Origin of the sequence: Microbacterium immunditiarum (assembly GCF_013409785.1) — a bacterium.
In the GTDB taxonomy this organism is placed as follows: Bacteria; Actinomycetota; Actinomycetes; order Actinomycetales; family Microbacteriaceae; genus Microbacterium; species Microbacterium immunditiarum.
Genome location: NZ_JACCBV010000001.1, coordinates 2,392,365 through 2,415,102, shown reverse-complemented (window position 1 = coordinate 2,415,102; position 22,738 = coordinate 2,392,365). Strand labels below are relative to the sequence as shown.

General features: G+C 70.4%; 22 protein-coding genes and 2 tRNA genes. 8 read left to right on the top strand and 16 right to left on the bottom strand.

Annotation, left to right across the window (positions count from 1 at the left end):
- Positions 1–12: 12 nt before the first annotated feature.
- The 5 genes from BJ991_RS11225 to BJ991_RS11205 form a co-directional block, all read right to left on the bottom strand.
- Positions 13–600 (bottom strand): ATP-dependent Clp protease proteolytic subunit, encoded by a 588-nt coding sequence (locus BJ991_RS11225; protein WP_179490004.1) that lies wholly within the window; start codon positions 598–600, stop codon positions 13–15.
- 78 nt (positions 601–678) lie between these two features.
- Positions 679–1,170: a tetratricopeptide repeat protein gene (locus tag BJ991_RS11220; protein ID WP_218852930.1), complete on the bottom strand. Its 492-nt coding sequence runs from the start codon at positions 1,168–1,170 to the stop codon at positions 679–681.
- Positions 1,171–1,246: 76 nt separating this feature from the next.
- Complete coding sequence (tig, locus tag BJ991_RS11215) at positions 1,247–2,701, bottom strand: trigger factor (protein ID WP_179490002.1); 1,455 nt, start codon at positions 2,699–2,701, stop codon at positions 1,247–1,249.
- Positions 2,702–2,772: 71 nt separating this feature from the next.
- Positions 2,773–2,846, bottom strand: a tRNA-Pro gene (locus BJ991_RS11210).
- Between the two features lie 81 nt (positions 2,847–2,927).
- The gene (locus tag BJ991_RS11205; RefSeq protein ID WP_179490000.1) at positions 2,928–3,308 is read right to left on the bottom strand and encodes a nuclear transport factor 2 family protein; all 381 of its coding nucleotides are present in this window, start codon (positions 3,306–3,308) and stop codon (positions 2,928–2,930) included.
- A 97-nt stretch (positions 3,309–3,405) separates the two neighbouring features.
- Here BJ991_RS11205 and BJ991_RS11200 point away from each other — a divergent pair.
- Positions 3,406–3,479, top strand: a tRNA-Gly gene (locus tag BJ991_RS11200).
- A 145-nt stretch (positions 3,480–3,624) separates the two neighbouring features.
- Complete coding sequence (locus tag BJ991_RS11195; RefSeq protein WP_179489998.1) at positions 3,625–4,077, top strand: hypothetical protein; 453 nt, start codon at positions 3,625–3,627, stop codon at positions 4,075–4,077.
- Positions 4,078–4,083: 6 nt separating this feature from the next.
- Here the strand turns inward: BJ991_RS11195 and BJ991_RS11190 are convergent, their stop codons facing one another.
- Genes BJ991_RS11190 through BJ991_RS11180 form a run of 3 tightly spaced genes read right to left on the bottom strand, consistent with a single transcriptional unit; the run spans position 4,084 to position 7,138 of the window.
- The gene (locus BJ991_RS11190) at positions 4,084–4,446 is read right to left on the bottom strand and encodes an A1S_2505 family phage non-structural protein (protein WP_179489996.1); all 363 of its coding nucleotides are present in this window, start codon (positions 4,444–4,446) and stop codon (positions 4,084–4,086) included.
- A 1-nt stretch (position 4,447) separates the two neighbouring features.
- Complete coding sequence (locus BJ991_RS11185; RefSeq protein WP_179489995.1) at positions 4,448–4,990, bottom strand: gamma carbonic anhydrase family protein; 543 nt, start codon at positions 4,988–4,990, stop codon at positions 4,448–4,450.
- Between the two features lie 9 nt (positions 4,991–4,999).
- A complete protein-coding gene (locus tag BJ991_RS11180; protein WP_179489993.1) occupies positions 5,000–7,138 on the bottom strand; it encodes an SGNH hydrolase domain-containing protein in 2,139 nt (712 codons plus the stop codon).
- Between the two features lie 172 nt (positions 7,139–7,310).
- Here BJ991_RS11180 and BJ991_RS11175 point away from each other — a divergent pair, with 172 nt between their 5' ends.
- Complete coding sequence (locus BJ991_RS11175) at positions 7,311–7,796, top strand: Dps family protein (protein ID WP_179489991.1); 486 nt, start codon at positions 7,311–7,313, stop codon at positions 7,794–7,796.
- 64 nt (positions 7,797–7,860) lie between these two features.
- On the opposite strand, the gene BJ991_RS11170 is transcribed toward BJ991_RS11175, so the two are convergent.
- The 5 genes from BJ991_RS11170 to BJ991_RS11150 form a co-directional block, all read right to left on the bottom strand.
- Positions 7,861–8,538, bottom strand: coding sequence for a response regulator (locus BJ991_RS11170; protein WP_179489989.1), 678 nt, complete (start codon positions 8,536–8,538; stop codon positions 7,861–7,863).
- Positions 8,538–9,950 (bottom strand): sensor histidine kinase, encoded by a 1,413-nt coding sequence (locus BJ991_RS11165; protein WP_179489987.1) that lies wholly within the window; start codon positions 9,948–9,950, stop codon positions 8,538–8,540. The genes BJ991_RS11170 and BJ991_RS11165 overlap by 1 nt, the downstream gene beginning before the upstream one ends.
- Complete coding sequence (locus tag BJ991_RS11160; protein ID WP_179489985.1) at positions 9,931–11,463, bottom strand: multicopper oxidase family protein; 1,533 nt, start codon at positions 11,461–11,463, stop codon at positions 9,931–9,933. Before BJ991_RS11160 ends, BJ991_RS11165 begins: the two co-directional genes overlap by 20 nt.
- A 112-nt stretch (positions 11,464–11,575) precedes the next feature.
- Positions 11,576–13,084 (bottom strand): amidohydrolase, encoded by a 1,509-nt coding sequence (locus BJ991_RS11155; RefSeq protein ID WP_179489983.1) that lies wholly within the window; start codon positions 13,082–13,084, stop codon positions 11,576–11,578.
- Complete coding sequence (locus BJ991_RS11150) at positions 13,081–13,755, bottom strand: FMN-binding negative transcriptional regulator (RefSeq protein WP_179489981.1); 675 nt, start codon at positions 13,753–13,755, stop codon at positions 13,081–13,083. Before BJ991_RS11150 ends, BJ991_RS11155 begins: the two co-directional genes overlap by 4 nt.
- Positions 13,756–13,828: 73 nt before the next feature.
- Here BJ991_RS11150 and BJ991_RS11145 point away from each other — a divergent pair, with 73 nt between their 5' ends.
- Positions 13,829–14,656, top strand: coding sequence for a nucleotidyltransferase domain-containing protein (locus BJ991_RS11145; protein WP_179489979.1), 828 nt, complete (start codon positions 13,829–13,831; stop codon positions 14,654–14,656).
- Between the two features lie 19 nt (positions 14,657–14,675).
- Here BJ991_RS11145 and BJ991_RS11140 read toward each other — a convergent pair whose 3' ends face one another.
- From BJ991_RS11140 to BJ991_RS11130, 3 genes are read right to left on the bottom strand one after another with little or no spacing between them, the layout of a single operon-like run.
- Entirely contained in the window at positions 14,676–15,677 is a 1,002-nt protein-coding gene (locus tag BJ991_RS11140; RefSeq protein WP_179489978.1) for an Fpg/Nei family DNA glycosylase, read from the bottom strand.
- The gene (locus tag BJ991_RS11135) at positions 15,677–16,222 is read right to left on the bottom strand and encodes a ribose-5-phosphate isomerase (RefSeq protein ID WP_179489976.1); all 546 of its coding nucleotides are present in this window, start codon (positions 16,220–16,222) and stop codon (positions 15,677–15,679) included. Before BJ991_RS11135 ends, BJ991_RS11140 begins: the two co-directional genes overlap by 1 nt.
- A 21-nt stretch (positions 16,223–16,243) precedes the next feature.
- The gene (locus BJ991_RS11130; protein ID WP_425487528.1) at positions 16,244–17,437 is read right to left on the bottom strand and encodes a ferrochelatase; all 1,194 of its coding nucleotides are present in this window, start codon (positions 17,435–17,437) and stop codon (positions 16,244–16,246) included.
- A 77-nt stretch (positions 17,438–17,514) separates the two neighbouring features.
- Here BJ991_RS11130 and BJ991_RS11125 point away from each other — a divergent pair, with 77 nt between their 5' ends.
- The 4 genes from BJ991_RS11125 to pepN all read left to right on the top strand — a co-directional run bounded on the left by BJ991_RS11125 (position 17,515) and on the right by pepN (position 22,689).
- The gene (locus BJ991_RS11125; RefSeq protein ID WP_179489974.1) at positions 17,515–17,883 is read left to right on the top strand and encodes an ArsR/SmtB family transcription factor; all 369 of its coding nucleotides are present in this window, start codon (positions 17,515–17,517) and stop codon (positions 17,881–17,883) included.
- Positions 17,880–19,577, top strand: a complete 1,698-nt coding sequence (locus tag BJ991_RS11120; RefSeq protein WP_179489972.1) for a SulP family inorganic anion transporter — start codon at positions 17,880–17,882, stop codon at positions 19,575–19,577. Before BJ991_RS11125 ends, BJ991_RS11120 begins: the two co-directional genes overlap by 4 nt.
- Positions 19,546–20,010 carry a class I SAM-dependent methyltransferase gene (locus BJ991_RS11115; protein ID WP_343048845.1) on the top strand — a complete coding sequence of 155 codons (465 nt, stop codon included), beginning with the start codon at positions 19,546–19,548 and terminating at the stop codon, positions 20,008–20,010. Before BJ991_RS11120 ends, BJ991_RS11115 begins: the two co-directional genes overlap by 32 nt.
- Before the next feature lie 114 nt (positions 20,011–20,124).
- The gene (gene pepN / locus BJ991_RS11110; RefSeq protein WP_179489968.1) at positions 20,125–22,689 is read left to right on the top strand and encodes an aminopeptidase N; all 2,565 of its coding nucleotides are present in this window, start codon (positions 20,125–20,127) and stop codon (positions 22,687–22,689) included.
- The last annotated feature ends 49 nt before the right edge of the window (positions 22,690–22,738 follow it).

Genomic DNA, 22,738 nt, shown 5'->3' with positions numbered 1-22,738 from the left:
CCCTCGGTGCCGTCAGTTCGCGGTTCCGCCGCCGCCGGACACGTCCACCGCGTGCTCGCGGATGTGGTCGACGAAGCCGTACTCGAGCGCCTCCTCGGCGGAGAACCATCGGTCGCGGTCTCCGTCGGCGTTGATCTGCTCGACCGTCTTTCCTGTCTGAGCGGCGGTGATCTCGGCGAGGCGACGCTTCATGTCGAGGATGAGCTGCGCCTGCGTCTGGATGTCGCTCGCGGTCCCGCCGAAGCCGCCGTGCGGCTGGTGCAGCAGCACGCGCGCGTTCGGGGTGATGTAGCGCTTGCCCTTCGTGCCGCTCGTGAGCAGCAGCTGGCCCATCGACGCGGCCATGCCGATTCCGACGGTCACGATGTCGTTCGGGACGAACTGCATCGTGTCGTAGATCGCCATGCCGGCCGTGATCGAGCCACCGGGCGAGTTGATGTAGAGGTAGATGTCCTTCTGCGAGTCCTCGGCCGCGAGGAGGAGGATCTTCGCGCAGATCTCGTTCGCGTTGTCGTCGCGCACCTCTGATCCGAGCCAGATGATGCGGTCCTTCAGCAGCCTGTCGAAGACGCTCGTCGCGACAAGGGGTTCAGCGGCCATGTGTGCTCCTGATTCCGTTCGTGGCATCGAATCTACCGGCGGCTCGCGTGCGACCCGCCCGTGTTCGCCCTGGGCAGATCAGCGCACGCCGGTGTCGATCTCGTCGACGTACGCGAGGACCGATCGCCGGTATCGGGACAGGTGCGGAGCGAGTGCGCGAAGCGCGACGGATGCCCCCTCCCGCTCGTGCCCGGCCGAGACGAGCGCCAGCGCGAGGAACGCGGCGGCCTCGTCCCGGAGTGGGGACGGCGGCTCGCGATCGAGCTCGGCGCGGAGCATCCGGATCGCCTCGTCCGTCCTGTCGAGGTTGCGCAGGGTGCTCGCGAGCTGGATCGCGGCCTGCGGGCGATGCTCGTCGTCGAGCCCCGCCTCGAGCGCTGCGCGGTACAGCGGCTCGGCCTCCGCCTCGAGCCCCGCCGAGTCGCGGGAGCCTGCCCGCTCGAACAGGGCGCGGGCATCGTCGTCAGGCCGCTCGGACGCCAGTGCGTCGATCCGCGCGATGACCTCCTCGTCGGACGCGGTCTCATCCGCCCACACCGCCGCGATCCGCTCATCCCAGTCGTCGATCATCGTCATTCCTCTCGAAAGACGACAGGGGGACGGATGCCGCAGCACCCGTCCCCCCGGTCACATCGCCGTGCGGCGATCACTCCTTGTCGGCGGCCGCCTTCTTCTTGGCGGGAGCCTTCTTCACCGGGGCCTTCTTCGCCGGCTTCTCTTCGGCGGCGGCCTCTTCGGCCTCGATCACGGCGTCGGCCTCGGCCGCAGCATCCGCGCTCTCCTGGGCCTCTTCGACGACCTCTTCCTCGGCCTCGGCCTCGTCTTCGGTGGCGACGAAGCCGGTCAGGTCGACCGCGGCGCCGTTCGTGTCGACCACGGTGACCTTGCCGAGTGCGACCGCGAGGGCCTTGTTGCGCGCGACCTCGCCGACGATCGCGGGCAGCTGGTTGTTCTCCTGGAGGGCGTTGACGAAGTCCTGCGGGGACATGCCGTACTGCGCGGACGACTGGACCAGGTACTGGGTGAGCTCGTCTTGCGAGACCTGGACGTTGAACTTCTCGGCGACCGCGTCGAGCAGCATCTGCGTCTTGAACTGCTTCTCGCTCGCCTCGGTCACCTCGGCGCGGTGCACGTCGTCTTCGAGACGGCCTTCGGACTCCAGGTGGTTGTGCACCTCGTCCTCGACGAGCTGCGCCGGAACCGGGATGTCGACCTCTTCGAGCAGGCGCTCGACGAGCTTGTCGCGAGCCTGCGAGCCCTGCGTGAACGCGGACTGCTGTCCGACGCGCTCCTTGAGGCTCTCGCGCAGCTCGGCGATCGTGTCGAATTCGCTCGCGATCTGGGCGAAGTCGTCGTCGGCCTCGGGAAGCTCACGCTCCTTCACGCTCTTCACCGTCACCGAGACCTCGGCCTCTTCGCCGGCGTGGTCGCCGCCGATGAGCTTCGAGCGGAAGGTCGTCTCCTCGCCGGCGGTGAGCGACTCGACGGCCTCGTCGATGCCCTCGAGCAGCTCACCCGAGCCGACCTCGTACGACACGCCGTCGGCGCGGTCGATCTCGCCGCCGTCGATCGTCGCGACGAGATCGAGCTCGACGAAGTCACCCGTGCTCGCCGGGCGGTCGACCGTGACGAGCGTGCCGAAGCGCGCACGCAGGCGGTCGAGCTCCTCGTCGATCGCGGCCTCGTCGACCTCGGCGGCCTCGACCTCGATGGTCGTGCCCTCGAGCTCGGGAAGCTCGAACTCAGGACGGACGTCGACCTCGACGTCGACGAGCAGGTCGCCCGAGAAGTCCTTCTCGTTGGGCCACTCGACGATATCGGCGCTGGGACGGCCGAGCACGCGCACGCCCTGCTCGGCGACCGCGTCACGGTAGAAGGTGTCGAGGCCCTCGCTCACGGCGTGCTCGAGAACGGCGGCACGGCCGATGCGCTGGTCGATGATCGGGGCGGGCACCTTGCCCTTGCGGAAGCCGGGGATCTGCACGTCCTGCGCGATGTGCTCGTACGCGTGCGCGATGCTCGGCTTGAGCTCTTCGGGGGTGACCGTGATGCGGAGCTTCACCCGCGTCGGGCTGAGCTTCTCAACGGTGCTCGTGACCATGCCTGTTCGTTCTCCTCGTGTGGTCCGCGCACAGCGCGGCGGCTGAAGTCTGGGTCTCGGGGGCCGTGACGTCGGGGCGACAGGATTTGAACCTGCGGCCTCCCGCTCCCAAAGCGGGCGCTCTACCAAGCTGAGCTACGCCCCGGGCGGGTGCGCACACGAGTGCGCCGAATTCGGCCCCGGTAAGTCTAGCCGACGCGGTGACACCGATATGTCGGATGCCCCGCTACCGCGTCCGCTCGACCCACTGGGCGCGCCAGTCGGGCGCCGGGAACGGCTTGGTCCAGTAGGCGGTCTCCTTCGCGATGCGCCCGTCGCGCAGCTCGAAGATGAACACGGTCTGGTACGGGTCGCCGTCGCCGTAGTCGAGGTCCGCTTCGGCGACCCACAGGTCGCCCTCGCCGGTGATCCGGCGCGGCGTGATGGTCGGAAGCTGCGGAAACGACCCGTAGATCGCGCGGCGATTGTCGCCGCCGACGATGCGCTCGGCCGACTGCGGCCACTCCATCACCGCGTCCTCATGGAACACATCGTCCATGCCCGGCACGTCGCCGGCGTTGAGCGTCGCGATAAGAGCCTCTACGACCGCCTTGCCGTCATCGGACATCACTGTCTCCTCCCGTGACTCCGCGCGGAGGCTGGCGGTGGAATGGCGAGGTCCGCCGGTGTATTACGATTGGTCGGGTGCCCGTCAGCGGGCGCACGGGGATGTAGCTCAATGGTAGAGCCCCAGTCTTCCAAACTGGCTACGCGGGTTCGATTCCCGTCATCCCCTCCAAAGCCCTGAGGGCCGCCGATTCGGCGGCCCTCAGGGCTTCCGCGTGAATGCCGTCGGAACCGACCCGCTTGCGGGGGTCCCGCTCCGCGCCCCGTCATCCCGGTTCGCCGGGCCGCCAGGACGCGCACACCGCTAGGGTCGGCTCATGGTGCTGACCAGGTACGGCGGTGTCGCCGGTCTCCTCATCCTGATCGGCACGCTGGTCGGCGCCGCGCTATTCCTCCTCATGCACGTGGTCATGCCCCCGGATCGCGGGGAGGAAGGGGTAGCTCTGACTGTCTTCATGGCGATCTTCGGCGGGGCCATCGGCGCCGGAACGGCATTCGTGGCCGCTCTGGCGTTCCTCCTCAGCATGCTCGCGTGGACCAGGGGTGGACACCGGTCCGTCGGCTCCCGCGCCGTGATCGGCGGCTCCGGCGCCGCCGCTGGGGCCGCGCTGGTCTGGGTGTGCGTCGGAATCGCGTGGAACAGTCCCTATGCGCGGCACGTGTGGGGAGCGATCGCCGGATTCTGCGCGCTGCTGGCGGCGATCGTCGCCGTGCCGGCGACCGCTCGAGCGGCGCGGCGCGCCGACAGCGTCACTCCTGCGACGGTGTGACCCGGATCACTCCCCCTGGAGCACTCTCACGAACGACTCCGGCAACACCACGTTCTCCGCAGCGCCGCGGAAGAACCCGGCGACCTGCTCCGGCGCGTAGCCGGCGATGCCGCATCCGACCTCAGTCACGAGAAAGCGCAACTCGGGATGCGCGCGCGCGAACTCGACGAACCGACCAGCCTGCTCCTCGAGCACCCCGAGCCCCGACATCGTGTCGATCGCGTAGGACTGCCCCTGAAGACCCTCGGCCTGGCCCCACACCGCGCCGAAGCGCTCGTGCGCGAAGCGTGCCGCTCCCCCGGCGTGCGCGCCTTGCGCGTTCGATCCGAAGACGAAGACCTCGCCGGGCTGGAGCGACTCGACGCGCATGTCAGCCTTCAGCCGAGGCCGCGGACTCGTGCGCGTCGCGCAGCCGCAGATAGCCGACGGCGTTGTCGCGGATGCCGTCGCGCTCCTCATCCGTGAGCTCGCGACGCACCTTCGCCGGAACGCCCGCGACGAGCGACCCGGGCGGAACGACCGTGCCCTCCAGTACGACGGCTCCGGCGGCGACGAGCGACCCCGCTCCGATCACCGAGTTCGAAAGCACGACGCTGCCCATCCCGATGAGCGCGCCGTCTCCGACGGTGCATCCGTGCACGACGGCATTGTGGCCGACCGAGACGTTCTCGCCTATCACGACGGGCGAGCCGCGGTCGACGTGGACCGACACGTTGTCTTGCAGGTTGGTGTTCGCGCCGATCGTGATCGTGTCGCCGTCCGCGCGGAGCACCGCGTTGTACCAGACGCTCGCGCCTTCGCCGAGGGTCACGGCGCCGATGACCCGGGCACCGGAGGCGACGAAGGCGGTCGGGTGCAGGTCAGGCGTCGATCCGGAGACGGACAGGACGGATGCGTCGTCGGCGATGGTCATGCTCCGAGCCTATTCGCGTGCGAGCGCGCCTTCGATCGCCTCGGTGTACCAGGGAGCGAGGGTGTCGGCGAAGGTCACCGTGAGGTGGTCCTGGTCGCGATACACGTTCGCGCCCCCCACGACGGGGCTGCACACGTCCGCGCCGCAGAACACGTCCGTGAAGTCGAGCAGCGTGACGCCCTCGACATCCGTCGCGGCCGCCCTCAGCGGATCGTCGTCGACGAGAAGCGCCGAGCGCGGTCCGTCGCACTCGGACGCGTCGCGCGTGCGCAGGCACTTGTTCGGGTCGGTCTCCCACACAGGGTTGTCGATGACCGTGACGACAGGGATGCCGCGGTCGAGCACCTCTCCCCACGCCTCGCGGTAACCGGCGACCGCGGCGTCGTGCGCCGAGTCGAACCCGGCAGACGAGTACGGCGTCGTGGCGATCGCGGCGGTGAACACCGCGTCGAGGTCGCGGTCGGCGAGCTGGGCGCGCACGGCGTCGCGCCACTGGGTGCACGCCTGCCCGAACGCGCCGGGTGTCGAGAGCGGCGTCGTGTTCCACGGGCATGCGCCCTTGAAGTACGTCACGAGCCGCCAGCCGTTCTCGTCGGCCATGCGCTGGAACGTCGACAGCAGCTGGAAGGCGTGGCTGTCTCCGATGAGCGCGACGGTCGGGGCATCCGCGTCGTCTGAGCCGAACTCGCACGACACCGGACGCGCGTCGTTGAGCTGCACGAAGCACTGCTCGTCTGACGGTCGGTCGACTCCCGCGAAACCGGGTGCCGGCAGGATCGTGTCGCCGAAGTCCACGCCCTCGCACCCGGGATCGAGCTCGAGGGCGGCGCCGAAGCACTCGGGCGGGTTCTCGCGGAGCTCCTGCAGCGCGCGAACGCCCTCGTTGTACGCGGGGGCGTTGACGGCCCACGCGGTCCCCGCGGCGCCGCCGACCACGAGCATCGCGACGAGCGCCGACCACAGGGTCACGCGTGCGGGCCGCGTGGTGAGCACCTTCCACCCGCGCACGGGGTCTTCGACGAATCGCTTCGTCAGCCACGCGAGCACGAAGCACAGGGCGAGCAGCGCGAGCCGGTGGTAGATCGTGAGGCCCCAGAACGGCACCGACGGCGCGATGATGATGAGCGGCCAGTGCCACAGATAGAGCGAGTAGGAGATGTCGCCGACGAACTGCGCGGGGCGCAGCGAGAGGACGCGCGTCGGGTACCACCAGCGCTCCGAGTTCGAGGCGGCGATGATCGCCGCGGCACCGAGGGTCGGCAGCGCCGCAGCGTAGCCGGGGAACGGCGTCTGGCCGTCGAACCGGAAGAGCGTGAAGACGATGGCGGCGACACCCGCCCACCCGAGCACGAAGCTGCCGAGCGCGTTGCGGATGCGCAGCATCGGGATGAGCGCCACGAGGGCGCCGACGCCGAACTGCCACATGCGGCCGAAGGTCACGAAGTACGCGGGTGCCGGGTTCGTGAGCGTGAACCACACGCAGAACACGAACGACACCGCCGAGACGATCGCGAGCGCCGCGATGACAGCGCGCCGCCGGGCGCCGTGGAACCACTTCAGGCCGATCCACGCCGCCAGCAGCATGATGAGCGGCCACATGACGTAGAACTGCTCCTCGAGCGACAGCGACCAGTAGTGCTGCACCGTCGTCGGATCACCCGAGTGGTTGAGGTAGTCCGCGGAGTTCAGCGCGAGGTACCAGTTCTCGACGTAGAACGTCGACGCGATGATCTCCCGCACCTCGTTCGGCAGGGCCGAGGTCGGCATGAGGTACGCAGAGCCGGCCACGATCGCGCAGAACAGCAGCACGAGCAGCGACGCCGGCAGCAGGCGTCGCGCACGGCGCGCCCAGAACTGGGAGAGCTTCACGGTGCCGGTCGCCGTGAGCTCGCGCATGAGGTGCGATGTGATGAGGAAGCCCGAGATCACGAAGAAGATGTCGACGCCGACGTACCCGCCCGGGAACCGCCCCGGCCAGAAGTGGTACAGCACGACGCACATGACCGCGATCGCGCGGAGCCCCTGCACGTGCGGGATGAACCGCGACGGCTCGGCGTGCTCAGGCGAACGGTCGGTCGGCTGCCGCAGCACGACCCGCGCGGGGTCTTCGAGGTGCTGCGGTCCGAGATCGTGATCGGCGGATGGCACCCCTCGACGTTAGTCGCTCCGAGCAGGTGGCGACGACGCGCCGAGCCGTGGTCGAACCCACCCTTCGCCTCGCGGTTAGCCCAGGCTTCTCTTGGTTGCGGAATGCGGAGCGCTGAGTAGCGTTGCTCCCATCGGACCGATCGGTTCCCCGACGCTATCGGAGGCGAAGGCCATGACGAACACGCACACGACCCCCGCGACCGCTGCCGACCCGACGGTCGCTGCAGCAGCCGCACAGTTCCTCACTCCCCTCGTCCTCGGACTGCAGGCCCTCGCGGTGAACGGCAAGCAGGCCCACTGGAACGTCCGCGGTGCGAACTTCATCGCCATCCACGAGCTGCTCGACACGCTGGTCGCCCACGCGCAGGACGGCGCCGACTCCGCCGCGGAGCGCATCGTCGCCCTCGGTCTGCCGATCGACGCGCGCGTGGCGACGGTCGCCGAGAAGGCCAAGAAGACCGCTGTCGGCGGCGGCTTCACGCAGTGGGAGGACATGATCCGCGCGGTCATCGCCGACATGGACGCCGTGATCGCCGACACCCAGGCGGCCATCGACGGCCTCGACGAGATCGACCTCACGAGCCAGGACATCGCCATCGCGATCAAGGAGTCCCTCGAGAAGGATCGCTGGTTCCTCTTCGCGCACCTCGCCGAGTAGAGACCTGAATGACGGATGCCCCGGCCGCGGTTCACCGGCGGCCGGGGCATCCGTCGTCTTCACGTCACGATCGCTGCGTGAAGGCGAGCACCGCGAGCACGCGCCGGTGCTCGCTGCCCGTCTCCTCGAGCCCGAGCTTCGCGAAGATCGAGCTGATGTTCTTCTCGACCGCGCCCACGCCGATGAACAGTCGCTCCGCGATGCTCGCGTTGCTGCGGCCCTCGGCCATGAGCTCGAGCACATCCCGCTCGCGCGGAGTGAGGCGTTCGAGCGGGTCCGGTCGCGCGGCGAGCAGTTCGCGCACGACGAGCGGATCGAGCACGGTGCCGCCCCCGTTCACGCGGCGCACGGCGTCCGTGAACTCATCGAGCGACGTGACGCGGTCCTTGAGCAGGTAGCCGATGCCGCCGTCGCCGCCCGCGAGCAGCTCTCGCGCGTACAGCCCCTCCACGTACTGGCTGAGCACGAGGATCCCGACCTCAGGAGCCTCCGCACGGAGGCGGATCGCCGCCTTGATGCCCTCGTCGCGGAACGTCGGGGGAAGCCGCACGTCGAGGATCGCGACATCCGCTTCGGCGCCGCGCACCCGCGCGACGATGTCGTCCGCGTCGCCGAACGCGCCCGCCGTCACGTAGCCGGCCTCGTCGAAGAGCCGCACGAGGCCCTCGCGCAGGAGGACGGAGTCCTCGACGAGCACGACGCGAAGTCCGGCATCCGTCGTCTCGGTTCGCGGATCGGCCATCACCGCACCTCCACTCCCGCGTCCGCCGCAGCCGGGGCCGGCAGCGGCACGTGCGCGCCGATCGTCGTCGGTCCTCCGTACGGGCTCTCGACGCGGAGGATGCCGCGCAGGCCGGCCACCCGGTCGCGCAGGCCCTCGAGCCCGTGCCCCGGCGACATGTGCGCGCCGCCGTGGCCGTTGTCGAGGACCCACACGTCGAGCATCGCCTGCGTCTGTGCGGTGGCCGGCCGCAACGCGGCGCGCACGGTCACCTCCGAGGCGCCGGAGTGCTTGACCGCGTTCGTGAGGAGCTCGGCGACCACGAAGTAGATCGTGCGCGCGATCTCGGGGCTCACCGCATCGACGGCGGGGTCGACCTCGAGGTTCACCGGCAGCGCGGTCGCGGCTCCGAGCGCGCTCAGGGCGGCTGCGAGCCCGCGGTCCTGCAGCAGCGGCGGTGCGACGCCGGTCGACAGCGCGCGCATCTCGTCGAGCGCCGCCTTCGCGTGGAACTGCGCCTCGCGTGCGAGCTCGGCCGCGGCATCCGTGTCTCCTGCCTCGGCGCGTCGCTGCAGGGCCGCGAGGTCCATCTGGAGACGCACCAGGCGCTGCTGCGGGCCATCGTGGATGTCGCGTTCGAGGCGGCGGAGCGCCGCGTCCTCAGCCTGCACGGCCAGGCCGCGGGCCGCAGCCTCGGCGCGCACCTCGGCGGCGAGGTCGTCGGACGGCCAGCGACCGAGCATGCCCTGCGCGATCGCGTGGTGCATGCGGGCGAGACCGCCCATGACCCACGGCAGGGTGAACGTGAAGATGATGCCGGCGACGAGGTACAGCACGACCTCGATCGCCCACCACGACCAGCCGCCGAACAGCCACGGCATGAAGTCCGCCACGTATTGGCCCCAACGGCCGGCGTCATCACGCGGCAGGAAGACACCCCAGAACCAGTACGTCAGCCCTCCGAGGCCCACGCTGAGCCACGTGACGGTGAGCGCGAACGAGATCGTCGAGATGATCGGGTTCACGATCATGCCGTGAACGAGGTACGACCAGTAGTGGCCGTTGCGGATCGGCCGGGTCAGCGTCATCCAGAAGCCGCCGGCGTCCGGCGCGTCGCGGTTCCACTCCGGCTCGGCGACCCGCGGGAGGCCCGTCAGTCCCAGGAGGAATCGGTCCACGACGCCGAACACGCGCGCGATCAGCAGCGTCAACGCAACCATCGGGAGCCCGATCACGAGGATGAGCAGGCCGATCCCGGTCCAGAAGAACGACGCGAGCACCCCGATGCTCGTCATCGCGAGGGCGAAGACGACGAGCAGGTAAACCGCGCTTCCGGGCGCGTTCACCCACCAGCGCCCGTAGGTGGCCCAGAAGCCCTCGGCGGCCCGCTGCTGCGGGGGCGCCACGGCGGTGTCAGTGGTCGTGGTGGTCATCGGATCCTCCCGGTGTTGTGCGAAGGTCGGGCTGCTGGCCCGGCTCGACGACCAGGAACTGTCCCATCATGCCCTGGTCCTCGTGCCACAGCAGATGGCAGTGGTACATGTACGGTGTGGTCGGGTCGGCGTAGTCCTCGAACCGCACGAGCAGGCGGTACTCCCGGTTCCACTCGAGCGCGATCGTGTCCTTGTAGCCGGCCAGACGCGCAGGCGGCGCCTGACCGTCGATGCTCAGCACGCGGAACTGCGTGTCGTGCACGTGGAAGCTGTGCGGCAGCGGATTGTCGTTGCGCACCCGCCACACCTCGCTCGTGTCCACGGTCACGACCTCGTCGACGCGGCCCATGTCCATCTGGCGGTCGTTGATGTTGTGGCCGCTGAGCTCGAACGTCCGCTCGCCGTCGGCTGTGGAGGCATCCGGCTCGGGGATGTCCGCCAGTCGCTCGGGAAGCTCGAGAGACGGGTCGAGAGCGGATGCCGCGCGCAGCTCCATCACGTCGAACGACGACGAGCCGGCGTTGAGATCCGCGTCCGGCGCGAGCGAGCGGAGCACGGCACGCTCGCCCGGAGACATCGTCACGACGATCTCGGCCCGCTCACCCGGTGAGAGCGGGATGCTCTCCGACTCGACGGGAGCCTCGAGCAGACCGCCGTCGGTCGCGATGAGGTCGAACGGGCGACCGTCGTCGAACGCGAACTCGTACATGCGGGCGCTCGAGCCGTTCAGCAGTCGCAGGCGCACGCGCTCGGTTGTGACGTCGAGGTACGGTGACGCCGTGCCGTTGACCAGGATCGTGTCGCCCAGCACGCCGTCGAACTGCCCGAGCTCGCCGGTGAAGGCGCCCTCGGCGTCGAACGAACGGTCCTGCACGATCACGGGGATGTCGTCGACGCCGTACTCGTGCGGGAGCGGGAGCGAGGCCTCGACGTCGTCGCGCACGAGGAACATGCCCGCGAGGCCCGCGTCGACCTGCTCGCGCGTGATGCCGTGCAGATGCGGGTGGTACCAGAGCGTCGCGGCAGGCTGGTCGACCATCCACTCCGGCGACCACGTCTCGCCCGGTGCGATCGGGTTGTGCGGGCCGCCGTCCATCGCCGCGGGCAGGTGCATGCCGTGCCAGTGCACGGTGGTCGTGTCGGGCAGCTGGTTGTCGACGTCGACGCGCACGATCTCACCGCGTTCGGCGACGAGGGTCGGACCGAGGTACGAGCCGTTGTAGCCGAGCGTCGGTGTCTGGCCCTCGGGGACGATGCCGGTCGACCCCGCGGCGGCCGTGAGCTCGAACACGCGGACGCCGTCCTCGACCGTCGACTCGGCGAGCGGCGGCACGCGCAGCGGGTTCGAGAACGAGACGCTCCCGGCTGCGGGCGGCGCGGGGCGCGCGAAGACGGCGCATCCGGAGATGCCCACGGAGAGGCCGACGCCCACGGCCGCGAGGGCGCCGACGGTCGCCGTGACGGCGCGGGGTCGTCGGAGTCGCCGGCGTGTTGACAGGGATCGGTGAAGCATGACTCCAGCCAACCGAGGCGGGCCTCGAAGGGGCATCCGGGTGCCGACCGAATGCGGACGGGGGTTGTCCCCCCGATCCGGCGCGGGAGTTCCTCCGGGCGCGTCGCAGCCGTCAGGCCACGTGCGTCAGGCGGCCTTCGATCATCGTCGCGGAGACGCGCATGCCTCGCAGCTCGCCCTCCGTCGCCGTGAGCGGGTCGTACTCGACGATCGCGAGGTCCGCGATCACGCCGGGCTCGATCGTGGCGGCGTCGTCGCCCGAGCCGCCGTGCGTCGACGCGGCAAGAGCCGTCGCGGCGCCGAGCGCCTGCTCGGGACGCCACGCGGGACGCCCGTCGCGCGTGCGATGGACCGCGGCCGCGAGGGCCGCCCACGGATCGAGGGGCGAGACGGGGGCGTCCGATCCGAACCGCAGGGTCGCGCCCGCGTCGGCCAGCGCGCGCAGCGGGTACGGGATCGCCGTCTGCTCCGCCCAGATCGTGTCGGTCAGGTCGCGGTCGTCCACGGCGTGCTCGGGCTGCACGCTCGCGGCGACACCGAGCCGGGCGAAGCGCGGGATGTCGACGGCCGAGACGAGCTGCGCGTGCTCGATCGTTCCGACCGCGCCCGTCGTGGCGAACGCGTCGAGCGCGTGAGAGTTCGCGACGTCGCCGATCGCGTGGATCGCGCACTCCAGGCCCGCGCCCATCGCGCGCGTCATGAGCTCGACGAGGTGGGCGGGATCCACGGTGAGCATGCCGTGGTTGTGCGGATCGCCGGGGTACGGATGCGAGCACGCCGCCGTGCGCGTGCCGAGTGAGCCGTCGGTGATGACCTTGAGCGGGCCGACGCACACGAGGCCGGACTCCGCACCGCGCACGAGGTCGCCCGAGCGCAGCCCTTCGGCGATCGCGCGATCGAGGAGGTCCGGATACACGCCGAACTCGACACGGAGCGCATCGAACCCGCCGGCGAGCCGCCGCGCCCAGGCCTCCTCGTTCCACGCCATGTCGAGGTCGACGATCCCGACGACGCCGCGCGCGGCGGCATCCGTCGCCATCGCCGAGACGAGCTCGTCGCCGACCGCCGGCTCGACGGCGTTCAGGCGCCGGGAGATCTCGAATGCGGGCGCCTCGCGCAGGAAGCCGGATTCATCGGCCTCGAAGCCCTCGCGCCGCAGCGCGACGGAGTTCAGCCACACGCTGTGCACGTCGGCGTTGATGAGGTACGTCGGCACCTCGCCGGTCGCCGCGTCGAGCATCGCGAGAGTCGGCCGGTCGGACCACAGCGCGTCGCGGAACCCGGTGCCCACGCGACGGCCGTCCGCGAGGACGGGTGCGTTCGCCATGATCGCAGCCGCCTCCGCGGCGGATGCCGCGTGCCCCAGCGCCTCCCGCTGCGCCACCAGCGCCCACTGGACCGTGTGCACGTGGTGGTCCCAGAGCCCCGGAATGAGCCATGACCCCGCGGCATCGAGCACGGCGCCTCGTCGCGGCAGCGCTTTCGCAGGGGCGATGTCGGCGATCACGCCGTCCGCGACGTGGACGTCGACGGGGTCGGCGCCGAACGGATCGAGGCGGTCGCGTCCGGTCAGGCGCACGTTCGCGATGACCGCGACGCGCTCGCCGCGCGCGAGCGTCATCGGGTCGGACCCGCGTCTGCGGCCTCGAGTGCTGCGCGCGCCGCGGCGATCGCGTCGTGCGCACGGCGCATCTCGGCTGCCAGCTGCGGATCGGCGTACGGGCCGTCGCCCGAGAGCTCCGCGATGATCGTCTCGACGACCTCGGGACTCCTATTCTGGCTGAGCTTGCGCTTCGCGACGACGCGCGTGGGCGTCAGCCGGAAGCCGACCGTGCCCTTCTCGAGCTTCTCGATGAACGATCGGTCGTTGGGCGGCTGCCACATGAGCCTCGGCTGCGGCATCCGGCTCTCGAATCTCGCGACGAGCCGGTCGAGCACCGCGAGATTCTCTTCGGTCGACAGCAGCTCGGGGACGCCCGTGAGGTGAGCGGCCACGAAGTTCCAGGTGGGGACGGACTGGGTGTCGCCGTACCAGCCGGGTGAGATGTACCCGTGGGGCCCCTGCACGACGACGAGCAGCTCGCGCCGGCCGAGGCCGTGCACGATGTCGTCAGGACGCCCGACATGCCCCACGATGGTGAGGTCGTCGCGGCCCTCGTCGAGCAGCACGGCGTAGTGCGAGGCGACGAGTCCGTCGTCGGTGCCGCTGACGAGCGTGACCCACGGGTTCTGATCGATGAGCCGACGCAGCTCGCTGACGTCGGTCATCGCGAAGGACGGGTTCTGGCGCACGTCACCAGCCTACGAGTCCCTGCGAGTGCGAGCGATCGCGAGGGAGCCCCGCCGCACGCTAGCGTGTGCGTCTGTGACCATTGCCCTCCCCCCGCTCGACGACGTGCGCATCTGGCCGCACCAGCTCGAGACCGTCGAGCGCGTCTTTGCGCACTTCTCCGCCCAGCCCGACGTCGAGGCTCTGCTGCTCACCGGCTCGCTCGCGCACGGCTTCGGCACCGAGGCATCCGATGTCGACATCGTGATCGTCGTGCCGCACGACGAGTTCGAGCGTCGGCTCGCCGTGCCCGACACCGGCTTCGTCAGCCACGACCTCAGCACCTACGAAGGCGGGTACGTCGACGGCAAGTACGTCTCGCGGCGCTTCCTCGAGGACGTCGCCGCGCGCGGGGACGACGCGACGCGGTGGGGCTACCAGGACGCGCGCGTGCTGTTCTCGCGCGCGCCCGGCCTCGACGAGACGCTCACGGGGGTCGTGCGCTTCCCGGTCGAGGAACAAGCGCAGCGGCGCGAGCGGTTCGTGTCGCAGGCGCTCGCGTGGCGCTGGTACCACGAGCAGGGGTGGGAGAAGCAGAACCCCTACCTGCGCGGCATCTCGCTGAACCGCGCGGTGCTGTTCGCGTGCCGCATCGTGCTGAACGAGAACGCGATGCTCTTCCCCTTCCACAAGTGGCTGCTGCGGGTCACAGCGGATGCCCCGAACCGGCCCGTCGGGCTGCTCGACGACATCTCGGCGCTCTACGACGATCCGACCGTGGAGCGCGTCGACGATCTTGTGCACGGCGTGCTCGAGCACTATGGCGTCGACGTCGCCGCGGCCGAGAAGACATGGGGCGCGTGGTTCATGCGCGACACCGAGTGGTCGTGGATCGACGGGCCGGCGCCCGTCGACGATCTGTGAGGCCGCCCTCAGCGCCGCGTCACGCCTGGCAGGTCGGGCACCAGTACAGCTTGCGAGTCGCGAGCTCCTCGACGACGATCGCGGTGCCGCACACGCGGCACGGCAGCCCGGCGCGGTGGTACACCCAGTGGCGATCGTCGCGGTGCGCCATCGCCTTGCGGTACGCGTCGGGGCCGAGCCCGTCCATCGTCATCATCTGACCCGTCTCGACGCCGATCGAGAGCAGACGCACCCAGTCGCGCCACAGCTCGCGTACGACCTCCTCGGGGACGTCGCGGCCCGGCGTGTGCGGGTTGAGGCGGGCGCGAAACAGCAGCTCGGCGCGGTAGACGTTGCCGATGCCGCTCACGACGCTCGGGTCCATGAGCAGGAGCGCGATCGAGGTCGGCTTGCGCCGCACGACCGACACGAAGCGCTCCTCGCCCTCCTGCACGTCGTCGACGAGCGGGTCCGGACCGAGCTTCGCGATCACTGCCGACACCTCGTCGGGCGTGAGAAGCTCGCACGCGGTCGGCCCGCGCAGGTCAGCGCACGTCACGTCGGTGAGCAGCCGCAGGCGCACCTGACCCACAATCGGGGGCGGCCACTCGGCGCCCTCGTCGGGCAGGCCCGTCGTCTGCTCCGACATGCGCACGTGCACGCGGGTCCGCCGCGGCGCGCCGATCGACGTGAGCGAGTTCTCGCCTGCGGAGTCCAGGATCGGCTCGTCTTCGAGCGTCGTGCCCCGCTGGTTCGTCTGGCCCATGCGTCCGTTCGCCGAGGCGATCGTCGGGTCGACGAGGATCTCGCCGGCGAAGTCCCACGCGCCGTACATGCCGAGGTGGACGCGCAGCCAGATGTCGTCGTCGAACTCGAGGAACATCTGCTTGCCGACCGCGCGCACGCTCGTCACGGTGCGCCCCGAGATCACGGCGGCGCCCTCGGCGAACCTGCCCTGCGGACTGGACGCCGTCACCGTGCGGCCGACGAAGTTGCGGTCGAACTGGCGGGCGATCCGATGGACGGAATGGCCCTCGGGCATCAGCCGGCTTCGGGGTCGAACGAGCTCGAGTCGTCGGCGAGCACGTCCGGCTCGCCCACCGTCGCACGCGGGTCCGGCTCGAGCGTGCCGTCGGCCTCGAATGCGGCGATCTGGCCGATGCGCCGCACGTGGCGCTCCTCGTTCGAGAAGGGCGTCGAGATGAACCGGTCGATGAACGACGCGGCCTCCTCGAACGTGTGCTGGCGGGCGCCGATCGCGATCACGTTCGCGTCGTTGTGCTCGCGCGCGAGCTCGGCGGTCGCGATGCTCCACACGAGGGCGGCCCGCACGCCGCGCACCTTGTTGGCCGCGATCTGCTCGCCGTTGCCCGAGCCGCCGAACACGACGCCGAGCGCGTCGATGCCCGCCTCCTGGTCGCGCACGACCGCCTGAGCCGCACGGATGCAGAAGGCCGGGTAGTCGTCGACGGGGTCGTACTCGATCGGTCCGTGGTCGACCACATCGTGACCCTGACCGGCCAGATGGTGCTGCAGCTGGGTGGAGAACTCGAGGCCGGCGTGGTCGGTCGCGATGTGGATGCGCATGACCTCAATCCTACGGACGAGTCAGGGCGCCAAGCCCGCCGCCGCGGGCTTGAAACCGGCGCGCACGTTCTCGCAGCACGCGGGCCGGCACACGTCGAACCAGGGCCCCAGCTCGGTCACGTGCGGACGCTCGGCCGCCGGCACCCCGCGCAGCCGCTCCTCGACGAGATCGACGAGTCCCGCCACGAACGCGGGGTCCACGCCCGGGGTGGGAGTGCGCAGGACTCGGAGGCCGGCGGCGGTCGCGGCATCCGTCGCCTCGGTGTCGAGGTCCCACAGGACCTCCATGTGGTCGCTGATGAACCCGACCGGCACGATGACGACCGCGCGCACGGCGATCGCGGGCAGTCCTTCGATGACGTCGTTGATGTCGGGCTCGAGCCATGGCTGGCTGGGCGGACCGGAGCGCGACTGATAGACGAGCTCCCACCCGATGTCGACGGCGTCGACGGATGCCTCGACCTGCGCCATCACGTACGCCGCGACCGCCTCGTGCTGCGCGGCGTACGCGCCGCCCTCGCCCCACTCGCGGTGCAGCTCGTCCCCCTCGCGTGGGCCGGACCGCTGCGCGTCGGCGGTCGGCACGCTGTGCGTCGAGAAGAGCACGCGGATGTACCGCCCTTCGATGCCTTCGCCGAGAAGCTGCGTCACGGCGTCGCGCACGCCGTCGATGAACGGCTGCACGAAGCCCGGGTGATCGAAGAACTGGCGCACCTTGTCGATCGTGACGGTGCCCGCGAGTCCCGTGTCGGCGAGCACGCGTGCGAAGTCCTCGCGGTACTGACGGCAGCTCGAGAAGGAGCTGTAGGCGCTCGTGGCGATCGCGATGAGATTCGTGTGGCCGGATGCCGCGGCATCCGTCACCGCCTCATCGAGGTACGGCGCCCAGTTGCGGTTGCCCCAGTACACCGGCAGGTCGATGCCGCGGCGGGCGAGCTCGTCCTCGAGCGCCGCCTTGAGCTGACGATTCTGCGCGTTGATGGGGCTCACGCCACCGAAGGCGCGGTAGTGGTGCGCGACCTCTTCGAGCCGCTCGTCGGGGATGCCGCGGCCGCGCGTCACGTTGCGCAGGAAGGGGATGACGTCCTCCTGCCCCTCGGGCCCGCCGAAGCTCGCGAGGAGGATGGCGTCGTAGGGAACCGGGGTCTCGACGTACGGGTCGCCGCCGCTCGCCGCGGGCGATGCGAAGGGGACCTGCTGTGCTTCTGCGCTCACCAGTCCATCCTCGCACCGCACGGCGGAGAGCCCGCCGGTTCGGAGTGCGCTCGAGGACACGATATGATGGTTTCATCATGCCATTTACCCAGCAGCAGAGTCCGCTCTACGAGGTGAAGGCCGGCCTCTTCAAGGGCTTGTCGCACCCGTTCCGCATCCGCATCCTCGAACTCCTCGCGAGCGCGCCCGAGCTCAGCGTCGCGGTCCTTCAGGATGAGACCGGACTCGAGGCCTCACACCTGTCGCAGCACCTCGCCGTGCTGCGCCGTCACCGCCTCGTGTCGTCCGAGCGGCGCGCGAGCCACGTGTACTACAGGCTCGCCGAGCCGCGCGTCGCCGACCTCCTCGCGATCGCGCGCGCGCTGCTGCTCGAGATGCTCCGCTCCGACGGCGCGCGCCTCGCCGACGCCGACGGGCTGCCCGAGCTGCCGGGGGCTCCGCGATGACCCGCGCGACGGATGCCACCGTCCCCGCCTCACGGTGGCGGCGTGCGGGCGCCGCAGCGCTGTCGCTGCTCCCCTCCCCCGACGACTATCGCCCCGCGAAGCGCACGTGGCGCCGCGACCTCATCGCCGGGGTGACCGTCGGCATCGTCGCGCTGCCGCTCGCGCTCGGCTTCGGCGTGAGCTCGGGACTCACGGCCGAGCAGGGGCTCATCACCGCGATCGTCGCGGGCCTGGTCGCCGCGGTCTTCGGCGGATCCAACGTGCAGGTGTCCGGCCCCACGGGAGCCATGGTGGTCGTGCTGCTCCCGATCGTCGCGTCGCACGGCATGGGGGCGATCGCGGCGGTGAGCGTGCTCGCCGGCATCGCCGTGCTCGCCGCGGGGGCTCTGCGGCTCGGCCGTGCGGTGTCGTTCATCCCGTGGCCGGTGATCGAGGGCTTCACGCTCGGCATCGCGCTCATCATCTTCATGCAGCAGGTGCCGCTCGTGACGTCGCCCGCGACGCCGCACGCGGGCGAGCACAGTTCGAACGCGATCGTCGCCGCCGTGCAGTCGGTCATCGAGGCGGACTGGTCGTACGTGCCGTGGGGGCTCGGGGCGGTCGCGATCGTCGCCGCGTGCATGCTCATCGCGCCGAAGATCCATCCCTCGCTGCCGGGTTCGCTCATCGGCATCGCGATCGTCGCCGTGCTCGCCGTTGTCCTTCCCACACCGCTCGCGGTCATCGGCGTGCTCCCGTCGACCCTCCCCGCCCCGTCGCTCCCGTCGATCGATCCGGCCGCACTCGGCGCCCTCGTCCCCGCCGCGCTCACCGTCGCAGCCCTCGCGGCGATCGAGTCGCTTCTGTCGGCGCGCGTGGCGGCGTCGCTCGCCGACACCGGACCCTACGACCCCGACCGCGAGCTCGTGGGACAGGGTCTCGCGTCCGTGGCATCCGGCCTGTTCGGCGGTATGCCGGCGACCGGGGCGATCGCCCGCACCGCCGTCAACGTCCGTTCGGGCGGCCGCACGCGCATCGCGTCGATCACGCACGCGATCGTGCTGCTGCTCATCGTGCTCGTGGCATCCGGCCCCGTCGGGATGATCCCCCTCGCCGCGCTCGCCGGCGTGCTCATGATCACCGCGACGCGCATGGTCCACGCCGCGACCGTGCGATCGATCCTGCGCTCGACGCGGTCCGACGCGGTCGCGTTCGTCATCACGGCGGTCATCACGGTGTCGTTCGACCTCATCGTGGCCGTGGGCATCGGGGTGCTGTCCGCGGGGGTGTTCGCGCTCCGCAACCTGTCCCGCGCGACCGGCGTCCGCCGCGAGGACCTCGCCGGGCCCGCGCAACCGGGCGACGAGCGCATCGCGATCATCCGTTTCGACGGGCCGCTGTTCTTCGCGGCATCCGATCGCGTGTTCGAGACCGTCACCCGTATGAAGGGCGTGTCGGTCGTCATCCTGCGGATGTCGCAGCTCGAGCTCGTCGACGCGAGCGGCGCCCGCGTGCTCACCGAGATCGTGCAGTCCCTCGAGCGGCGCGGCGTCACCGTGCTCATCAAGGGCGTTCAGCCCGGGCACGAGGAGCTGTTCCGCACGGTCGGCGTGCTCGACTCGCTGCGTCACCACAAGCACCTCTTCGCCGACCTGCCGTCGGCGATCGAGCACGCCCGCAGCCATATCGCACGAGAGGCGGCCGGCAGCCGGTGACGCCGCAGGCCTCGCCGACCGGGTGTGCTTCCTGAACGCCGACATCGCGGCGCTCGGGGCCGCCGATGCGATGTACGACCTCGTGCTCATCGTCGAGGCCGTGCACGATCTCGCCCGCCCGGTCGCCGCGCTCGCCGAGGCACACCGCGTCGTCAAGCCCGACGGCTTCGTCGTCGTCGTCGACGAGCGCACGCCGGACGAGTTCACGGCGCCGAGCGACGACCCCGTGGAGCGCGTGCTGTACGCGATCAGCGTGCTGCACTGCCTTCCGGCGACGATGGCGCAGCATCCGCTCGCCCTGCCCGACGGCGCCGCGACCGGGACCGTCCTGCGCCCGTCGACGCTCCGGGAGTACGCGCAGCGCGCCGGTTTCGCGCGCGTCGAGACGCTGCCGGCCGAGCACGAGATGCTGCGCGGGTACCTGCTGCGCTGAGTGCTCGCAGGGGTGAGGGCGGATGCCGAGCCCTGACGTAGAGTGTCAGGGTTGCCGTGCGCGCGAACGGCGTGGCACGGGCGCCCATCCCCTTCACCCCTGGGAGAGAACGCAGTGCCTGGAGAGAACCTCACCCGCGTCGAGGCGCAGGAGCGCCGAGCGATCGTCGACACCCACTCGTACGAGGTCACGCTCGACCTGACCCGCGGGGCGGAGGTCTTCGGGTCCCGCACAGTCGTGCGGTTCGCCGCGACCGAGGGCGCTTCGACCTTCATCGACCTCATCGCCCGCGACGTGCGCGAGATCATGCTCAACGGCCGGTCCATCGACCCCGCCACCGCGTTCGCCGACTCGCGCATCGCCCTCGACGGCCTCGCCGCCGAGAACGAGCTCGTGATCGACGCCGACTGCCTCTACACGAACACCGGCGAGGGTCTGCACCGCTTCGTCGACCCGGTCGACGGCGAGGTGTACCTCTACTCGCAATTCGAGGTGCCGGACTCGCGCCGCGTGTACGCCGTGTTCGAGCAGCCCGACCTCAAGGCGACGTTCCAGTTCACCGTCACCGCGCCCGCGGCCTGGAAGGTCGTGTCGAACTCCCCCACCCCCGAGCCGACCCTGCATCAGGCTCAGGGCCCGGATGATGCGGCCACCGCGACGTGGGCGTTCGACCCGACGCCCCGCATCTCGTCGTACATCACGGCCCTCATCGCCGGCCCGTACGAGGCGACGTTCTCCGAGCTCACGAGCTCGTCGGGCCGTGTGATCCCGCTCGGCGTCTACGGGCGCAAGAGCCTGTGGCAGCACCTCGACGCCGATTACATCTTCGAGAAGACCCGCCAGGGCTTCGCGTACTTCGAGGACAAGTTCGACTACCCGTACCCGTTCGCGAAGTACGACCAGCTCTTCGTCCCCGAGTTCAACGCCGGCGCCATGGAGAACGCGGGCGCGGTCACGTTCACCGAGACGTATGTCTTCCGGTCGAAGGTGACGGATGCCGTCAAGGAGCGCCGCGTCGTCACGATCCTCCACGAGCTCGCGCACATGTGGTTCGGCGACCTCGTGACCATGAAGTGGTGGAACGACCTGTGGCTCAACGAGTCGTTCGCCGAGTGGGCGTCGACGATCGCGACCGCCGAGGCGACCGAGTGGACTGAGGCGTGGACCACGTTCAACGCGATGGAGAAGACCTGGGCGTACCGCCAGGACCAGCTTCCGTCGACGCATCCGGTCGTCGCCGAGATCCGCGACCTCGAGGACGTACAGGTCAACTTCGACGGCATCACCTACGCCAAGGGCGGATCGGTGCTCAAGCAGCTCGCCGCGTGGGTCGGCATCGAGCAGTTCTTCGCCGGCGTCGCCGCCTACTTCAAGAAGCACGAGTGGTCGAACACCGAGCTGTCCGACCTGCTCGCCGAGCTTGAGACCACGAGCGGCCGCGAGCTGTCGAGCTGGTCGAAGAAGTGGCTGGAGACCGCCGGCGTCAACACGCTCTCCCCCGAGATCCGGACCGACGTGGACGGCGGAATCACGCGCTTCGCGATCGTGCAGACCGCCCCCGCGGACTACCCCACGATCCGCCCGCACCGCCTCGGCGTCGGGTTCTACGACCTGCAGGGCGACGCGCTCGTGCGCACGCACCGCATCGAGCTCGACGTCGACGGCGACCTCACCGAGGTCCCCGAGCTCAAGGGCCGCACGCGCCCCGACCTGGTGCTGCTCAACGATGACGATCTCGCGTACGCGAAGATCCGCCTCGACGAGCAGTCGCTGCGCACGGCGATCGACCACCTCGCGAAGATCAGCGATCCGCTGGCCCGTTCGCTCGTGTGGGGCGCCGCGTGGGACCAGACGCGCGACGCCGAGGCATCGGCGAGCGACTACATCGACCTCGTGCTGCGCAACATCGGCGCCGAGACCGAGTCGACAACCGTGCGGACCACCCTCGCACAGCTGCAGCTCGCCGCGAACTCCTACGTAGCGCCCGACAAGCGCACCGCGTCGCGCGAGAGGGTCGCCGACGGCCTGTGGGAGCTCGCCCAGGCGGCTGAGGCCGGAAGCGACAGCCAGCTGCAGTTCGTGACCGCGTTCGCGAACGCCGCCGCGACCCCCGCGCAGTGGGAGACCGTGCGCCAGGTGCGCGACGGCGAGATCGAGCTCGACGGGCTCGAGATCGACACCGACCTGTCATGGCAGCTGCTCGTGTCGCTCGCCGCGGGCGGCGTCGTGACGACCGGCGACATCGACGCGGCCCTCGCCGCCGACAACACCGCGAAGGGCGGCGAGTTCGCGGCGCAGGCGAAGGCCGCACTCCCCGGCCCCGAGGCGAAGAACGCTGCGTGGTCATCGCTCATCGACAAGGACGACCTGCCGAACACCATCGTGCGCTCGGCGACGCTCGGCTTCACGCACCCCGCGACCGTCGGCGACCTGACCGCGTTCGTCGAGCGGTACTTCGCGATGTTGCTGCCGGTGTGGGAGTCCCGCACTTACAAGATCGCCGAGTACCTCATCACGGGCCTGTACCCGGCCCCGCTCGCGAACCGCGGACTGCGCGACGCGACGCGCGCGTGGCTCGAGGCGAACGCCGACGCGGCGCCCGCACTGCGCCGCCTCGTGCTCGAGAACCTCGCGGGCGTCGAGCGCGCCCTCTCGGTGCAGGAGCGCGACGCGCAGTAATCACGCGATCCGGATGCCCCGGCCCGGCGCGCGCGGACGGCCGGGGCAT

Excerpts from the sequence above, each read along its gene's own strand:
- BJ991_RS11225 (WP_179490004.1), bottom strand. The coding sequence starts at position 600 with ATGGCCGCTGAACCCCTTGTCGCGACGAGCGTCTTCGACAGGCTGCTG.
- BJ991_RS11220 (WP_218852930.1), bottom strand. The coding sequence starts at position 1,170 with ATGATCGACGACTGGGATGAGCGGATCGCGGCGGTGTGGGCGGATGAG.
- tig (WP_179490002.1), bottom strand. The coding sequence starts at position 2,701 with ATGGTCACGAGCACCGTTGAGAAGCTCAGCCCGACGCGGGTGAAGCTC.
- BJ991_RS11205 (WP_179490000.1), bottom strand. The coding sequence starts at position 3,308 with ATGTCCGATGACGGCAAGGCGGTCGTAGAGGCTCTTATCGCGACGCTC.
- BJ991_RS11195 (WP_179489998.1), top strand. The coding sequence starts at position 3,625 with ATGGTGCTGACCAGGTACGGCGGTGTCGCCGGTCTCCTCATCCTGATC.
- BJ991_RS11190 (WP_179489996.1), bottom strand. The coding sequence starts at position 4,446 with ATGCGCGTCGAGTCGCTCCAGCCCGGCGAGGTCTTCGTCTTCGGATCG.
- BJ991_RS11185 (WP_179489995.1), bottom strand. The coding sequence starts at position 4,990 with ATGACCATCGCCGACGACGCATCCGTCCTGTCCGTCTCCGGATCGACG.
- BJ991_RS11175 (WP_179489991.1), top strand. The coding sequence starts at position 7,311 with ATGACGAACACGCACACGACCCCCGCGACCGCTGCCGACCCGACGGTC.
- BJ991_RS11170 (WP_179489989.1), bottom strand. The coding sequence starts at position 8,538 with ATGGCCGATCCGCGAACCGAGACGACGGATGCCGGACTTCGCGTCGTG.
- BJ991_RS11165 (WP_179489987.1), bottom strand. The coding sequence starts at position 9,950 with ATGACCACCACGACCACTGACACCGCCGTGGCGCCCCCGCAGCAGCGG.
- BJ991_RS11160 (WP_179489985.1), bottom strand. The coding sequence starts at position 11,463 with ATGCTTCACCGATCCCTGTCAACACGCCGGCGACTCCGACGACCCCGC.
- BJ991_RS11155 (WP_179489983.1), bottom strand. The coding sequence starts at position 13,084 with ATGACGCTCGCGCGCGGCGAGCGCGTCGCGGTCATCGCGAACGTGCGC.
- BJ991_RS11140 (WP_179489978.1), bottom strand. The coding sequence starts at position 15,677 with ATGCCCGAGGGCCATTCCGTCCATCGGATCGCCCGCCAGTTCGACCGC.
- BJ991_RS11135 (WP_179489976.1), bottom strand. The coding sequence starts at position 16,222 with ATGCGCATCCACATCGCGACCGACCACGCCGGCCTCGAGTTCTCCACC.
- BJ991_RS11125 (WP_179489974.1), top strand. The coding sequence starts at position 17,515 with ATGCCATTTACCCAGCAGCAGAGTCCGCTCTACGAGGTGAAGGCCGGC.
- BJ991_RS11120 (WP_179489972.1), top strand. The coding sequence starts at position 17,880 with ATGACCCGCGCGACGGATGCCACCGTCCCCGCCTCACGGTGGCGGCGT.